This is a genomic window from Cupriavidus sp. WS (genome assembly GCF_000395345.1).
GTDB classification, from domain to species: Bacteria; Pseudomonadota; Gammaproteobacteria; order Burkholderiales; family Burkholderiaceae; genus Cupriavidus; species Cupriavidus basilensis_B.
In genome coordinates, this window is sequence record NZ_AQPL01000156.1 from 1 (window position 1) to 5346 (window position 5346).

At 71.1% G+C, this 5346-nt stretch carries 6 protein-coding genes; all 6 read left to right on the forward strand.

The features are described from left to right. The coding region (locus K206_RS0113800; protein WP_020202993.1) for an energy transducer TonB at nucleotides 1–500 on the forward strand (500 nt) is incomplete at its 5' end. 29 nt (nucleotides 501–529) lie between these two features. After that, nucleotides 530–1258 carry a MotA/TolQ/ExbB proton channel family protein gene (locus K206_RS38200; RefSeq protein ID WP_020202994.1) on the forward strand — a complete coding sequence of 243 codons (729 nt, stop codon included), beginning with the start codon at nucleotides 530–532 and terminating at the stop codon, nucleotides 1256–1258. A gap of 1 nt (nucleotide 1259) precedes the next feature. Next, on the forward strand, nucleotides 1260–1667 hold the full coding sequence (locus tag K206_RS0113810; RefSeq protein ID WP_020202995.1) for a biopolymer transporter ExbD: 408 nt from the start codon (nucleotides 1260–1262) through the stop codon (nucleotides 1665–1667). A 19-nt stretch (nucleotides 1668–1686) separates the two neighbouring features. After that, entirely contained in the window at nucleotides 1687–3486 is a 1800-nt protein-coding gene (locus K206_RS0113815) for an ABC transporter ATP-binding protein/permease (RefSeq protein ID WP_020202996.1), read from the forward strand. A gap of 64 nt (nucleotides 3487–3550) precedes the next feature. Beyond that, a complete protein-coding gene (locus K206_RS43695) occupies nucleotides 3551–4843 on the forward strand; it encodes a co-chaperone YbbN (RefSeq protein ID WP_196812874.1) in 1293 nt (430 codons plus the stop codon). A gap of 101 nt (nucleotides 4844–4944) precedes the next feature. After that, nucleotides 4945–5346: PmbA/TldA family metallopeptidase (locus K206_RS0113825; RefSeq protein WP_029043607.1), on the forward strand; the 402-nt coding region annotated here is incomplete at its 3' end.

The window sequence follows — 5346 nt, forward strand, 5'->3', positions numbered from 1 at the left end:
CCCGGCCCGCGCCGCCGCGCCAGGCCGTGCCGCGGCACGCGCCGGTGCTGGCCTCGGCGCGCTCGCAGGCGGCGCGCAGCGTGCCGGTGGAAACCGCGCCGGCCACGCCGCCCGCGCCGCCCGAAGCGGTCACGCCGACGGCATCGCCAACGGCGCAGGCGGCGGCGCCGACCGCGCCCGCGGCGCTCAACCGCGAGCTCAACCTGCCCGGGGCCAATGCGGTCAGGGACGTCGCCCGCATCGTGTGCCATTTCGCCCAGCCCGCCTATCCGGCGGTGGCCCGGCGGCTGCGCCACGAAGGCACGGTGATCCTGCGCGTGACGATCGACGTCACCGGCAGGGCCGCCCAGGTCGAGGTCGACACCAGCAGCGGCTTCGCCGAGCTCGACGCCGCCGCGGTGCAGACCCTGCGCGCCGGTCGCTGCGATCCGTATCTCGAGAACGGCTTGCCCGCCAGCGTGCGCGCGGTGCAGACGCTGGCATTCAACCTCACCAACTGACTCCACCGGATTCCAAGGAGAACCTCGCTATGCAATACGGACTGAACGCGGTCTGGCAGCAGGGCGACGCCGTCGCGCGCGCCATCATGCTGCTGCTCATCCTCATGTCGATGCTGTCATGGGGCGTCATCTTCTACAAAGGCATGGAGCTCGTCCGCCTCAAGCGGCGCGCCACCGCCGCCGAGCGGGATTTCTGGCTGGCGGGGTCGCTCGCCGAAGCGCAGGCCTCGCTGGGGCGCGCGGGTCCGGGCAACCCTCACCTGGACCTGGTGGAGGCGGCGCAGGAGGCCTATCGCGGCCCGCACTCGGAAGAGATGATGGCGCCCGACGAATGGCTGCACCGCTGCCTGGGCATCGCGCTCGACGAACATCTCGCCCGCCTGGCGAGCGGCCTGGGCGTGCTGGCCTCGATCGGCAGCACCGCGCCGTTCATCGGGCTGTTCGGCACGGTATGGGGCATCTACCACGCGCTGATGGCGATCAGCGCGGCGGGCCAGTCGAGCCTGTCGCAGGTGGCCGGCCCGGTCGGCGAATCGCTGGTGATGACCGCCTTCGGCCTGTTCGTGGCGATCCCGGCCGTGCTCGGCTACAACACCATCGCGCGCAACAACCGCGGCGTGGCGCACAAGCTGCACCGCTTCCGCCACGAGCTCCATTCGTTCTTCGTGCGGGGCGAGCGCGGCCGGGCCAGCAAGGGGACGAACATCGCGCCGTCCTCGCGGCCCGCGCTGTCGATCATGATCCAGCAGGGGATCTGACATGGCGCCCTCGTTCGAAGAGCACGACGACGTCGTCACCGAGATCAACATGACGCCGCTGATCGACGTGATGCTGGTGCTGCTGATCGTCTTCATGGTCACGCTGCCGGCCATCACGCACGCGGTCAAGCTCGAGCTGCCGCGCGCGAGCAGCACGCCCGCCGACAACCAGCCCGAGCGCGTCGAGGTCTCGGTCGACGCGGGCGGCGCCGTCGCGTGGAACGCCCGGCCGGTCGACGAAGGCGCGCTGGCCGCCAGGCTGGCGGTGGCGGCCGGGCAGCAGCCGCAGCCGGCGCTCCAGCTTTACGCCGACCGCGCGACACCCTACGAGGCGGTCGCCGGCGTGCTCGCGGCCGCGCAGCGCGCCGGGCTCACGAACATCAATTTCGTGACGACGCCGAAGTCCTAACCCAGCCGAGAGTCCATCCGTGAAGTCCCTTTTTCGCGAATCCGGCGCGGCGCCCCGCGCGGCGGCGCCGATCGTTCCGCCCGGCGGCACCCTGCGCGCCGCCTGGCGCCTGGCGTCTCCGGTCCTGGGCACGCCGCTGCGGTGGAAGGCCGTCGCGCTGCTGGCCCTGGCCATCGGCCTGACCCTCGTCACCAACCACGTGATGGTGGCGTTCAACGCGTGGCACGGCGTGTTCATGGACGCGGTGCAGCGCTACGACGTGGCCGGCATGGGCCCCATCGCCCGCCAGCTCGCCGCCATCATGGCCGCGATCGCGGTGCTCGCCTCGCTCGACATCCTGCTGCGCTCGACGCTGGAGATCGGCGGGCGCAGATGGATGACCGAACACATGATCGACAAGTGGCTCGCGCGCGGCGCGTTCTACCGCATCGAGCGCGACCAGTTGATCGACAACCCCGACCAGCGCATCACCCAGGATGTGGCCCAGTTCGTCTCGCTCGGCTACACGCTGACCATCGGCTTCATCGCGGCGCTGGTGAGCCTGGCGAGCTTCTCGGAGATCTTGTGGCGGAAGTCGGGGCCGATCGACTTCGTTCTCTTCGGCCACGCGGTCGTGGTGCCGGGCTATCTGTTCTGGGCCGCGGTGCTGTACGCGCTGGGCACCTCGTGCCTGGTCCACCTGGTCGGCAAGCCGATGATGCGGCTCAATTTCGCCAAGGAGCGGGCCGAGGCCGATTTCCGCTTCATGATGACGGGCGTGCGGGAGCACGCCGAGCAGATCGCGCTGTATCGCGGCTCGCGGACCGAAAGCCAGCGGCTGCGCCGCGGCTTCGACGCCGTGTGGCGCAACGCATGGCAGATCGTCCGCTTCGACGTGCGCTTCACCCCGCTCAACGTCGTGCTGCTGCACATCTCCGTGTTCGTGCCGACGTTCATCGTGCTGCCGCGCTACCTGTCGCACGCGATCACGCTCGGCGACATGAGCATGATGGGCTCCGCGTTCACCACGCTGGTGATCACGCTCTCCTGGTTCATCGCGAACTACCAGAGCCTGCAGAACTTCCGCGTCATCGTCTCGCGCCTGGACGGACTCGAGCGGGCCACCGGCGCGGCGGACGACGCGCCGCGCCGACCGGCCATCGCGCACGCGGCCACGGCCGGGCAGCGGCTGGGCGCCGCCGGCCTGACGCTGGCCACGCCCGGGGGGCGCATCCTCGCCCGCGATCTTTCGTTCGAACTGGCGCCCGGCGAGCGCTGGCTGGTGCGCGGGCCGTCCGGCGCGGGCAAGAGCACGCTGATGCGCGCGCTGGCCGGCATCTGGCCCTACGGCGGCGGCACCGTCACGATGCCCGGCGGCGCGAGGATCCTGTTCCTGTCGCAGAAGAACTACCTGCCGGCCGGCACGCTCAAGGCGGCGCTGTGCTATCCCTCGGCCGAGGATGCCTTCCCCAACGCCGTGTGCCGCCAGGTGCTGGTCGATTGCCAGCTCGGGCAGTACTGCGGCCAACTGGAAGAATCCGCGCCCTGGGGCCACCGGCTGTCGCCGGGCGAGCAGCAGCGCCTGGCGATCGCGCGCGCGCTGCTGCAGCGGCCCGACTACCTGCTGATGGACGAGTCGACCAGCGCGCTCGACCCGGATACCGAACGCCATCTCTACAACCTGCTCGTGCAGCGCTTGCCGGACACGGCGCTGTTCAGCATTTCGCACCACGCGACGCTCGGCGCGTTCCACACGCACGTGCTGCATGTGCAGGACAGCCTGTCCGCGCAGGGACCCGCCGCGCGGACCGGTTCCGCCGTTTCCATGCTGTCCGTCTGATGTCCGTCCGGCGTCTGTCCGGCGGCCATCCGGCGTTTCTCCGAACCAAAGGAAGCCATTGATCATGAGTGCTTTGATCCTCAATACCACCGACGCGACCTTCGAGCAGGATGTCCTGCAGTCGGAGCCTCCCGTGCTGCTCGATTTCTGGGCGCCCTGGTGCGCTCCCTGCAAGGCGCTCAACCCCATGCTGGAGCGCCTTGCCGGCCAGTACGCCGGCAGCATCCGGATCGTCAAGCTGAACATCGACGAAAACCCCGAAACCGCCAGGCGGTTCGGCATCCGCAGCATCCCGAGGCTGATGCTGTTCGGGCAGGGCGAACTGCGCATGCCGCACGTCGCGCATTCGCAGGCCGGCCTCAAGGTGCTGTTCGACGACCTCACGAAGGCCGTGCCCGCAGCCGCGGCGCCGGCGGCTGCGGCCGTGCCGAGCTTCGGCGGCGATCCCGCGCTCAAGGCGGACTATCTGCGGCGCCTGCGGGCGGCGGTGTTCGACACCGACAACCTTCCCGCCGACAGCGCGGCGACGCGCGCCGGCGCGTTCGCCGGCACTACCGGCGGCCCGCACACGCTGGGCAGCCTGCTCAACGGGCTGTGGTGGGTCGTCCGGGAGCCGGAAGACGGCGCGCCGGCCCACGACTGGGTGGTCGATTTCGTGGAAGGCATCCCGGTCGGCATCGACCTGGCCCGCGTCTCGCTCGTGCTGGCGGACTGGCTGCTGCACGACCCCGGCATCGGCAGCGCGCGCAACGCGCCGACCGAGGCCGCGCGCGCGCTGTGCGAGCGGCTGGCCGCGTTCCACCGGCGCGAACTGGACGGCGAGTCGGCCACGGAGCAGGAATGGTCGGTGCTGCTGCGCGACGTGGTCGCGCTCGCGCCGCCGCCGTTCGATCCCGATGCCGGCGGCGAGCTGCCCGACTGGTCGCCCGAGCAGGGGTTCCTGGTCAACTTCGAGCGCACGACGATGGCGCTGGCGGAGTGCGACATCTCCGCGCTGTTCTTCGCGTCGTACAGCCGCGCCCTGACCGCCGAGATGGCGCGCCTCGGCTGCTGGGGCGGCGAGGACCAGAAGCAGATGCAGTCCGTCTACGAGGCAACGTGGAAGGGGCTGTCGTCCACGCTCGGCGAGCGCCCCGCCGACGGCGACGCCGAAGCGCTGGCGCGATGGGAAGCGCGCAGGCAGGCGCTGCGCGAGCAGGTGCGGCCGACCGTGCGCAAGACCCATCCGGCGCTGCAGGCGCGCCTGGAGGCATGGGAGGCGGTGCAGCAGGCCAATGGCAGCCGCCTGGCCAATCTCGTCGGCGCCCGCTTCAAGGCGCTGTGCGCGGCGGCACCCGTGATGGCCGCCGCCGACTGAAGACCGACCGGCTGCCAGCGAGGCACCGAAGACCGGCGACGGACCGCCGCGCGAGCCATGCCGCGGCGCCTCGCCATGCCAGCCAACACCACCTGTTCACCATGCATATCCCCGAACCCGGCATCCGCCACCTCGCGCTCGCGCAGGACATCCTGCTGGCGCCATACGGCCACGACGAAACCCTGCTCACCGGGACGCTCGCCGACATTTTCACGCACCAGGTCGACTACGCCGACCTCTATTTCCAGTCCACCCGCAGCGAGGCGTGGAGCCTCGAGGACGGCATCGTCAAGTCGGGCAGCTTCAGCATCGACCAAGGCGTCGGCGTGCGCGCGGTGGTGGGCGAGCGCACCGCGTTCGCCTACTCCGACGACCTCTCGCCGGAAGCGATCCGCGAGGCCGCCGCCGCCACCAGGGCGATCACCCGCGCCGGCGGCGGCAGCCGGAAGATCGCGGCGGCGCCGGCGCTCCGGCGCGCGGCGGGCCGCGACCTGTACCGGCCC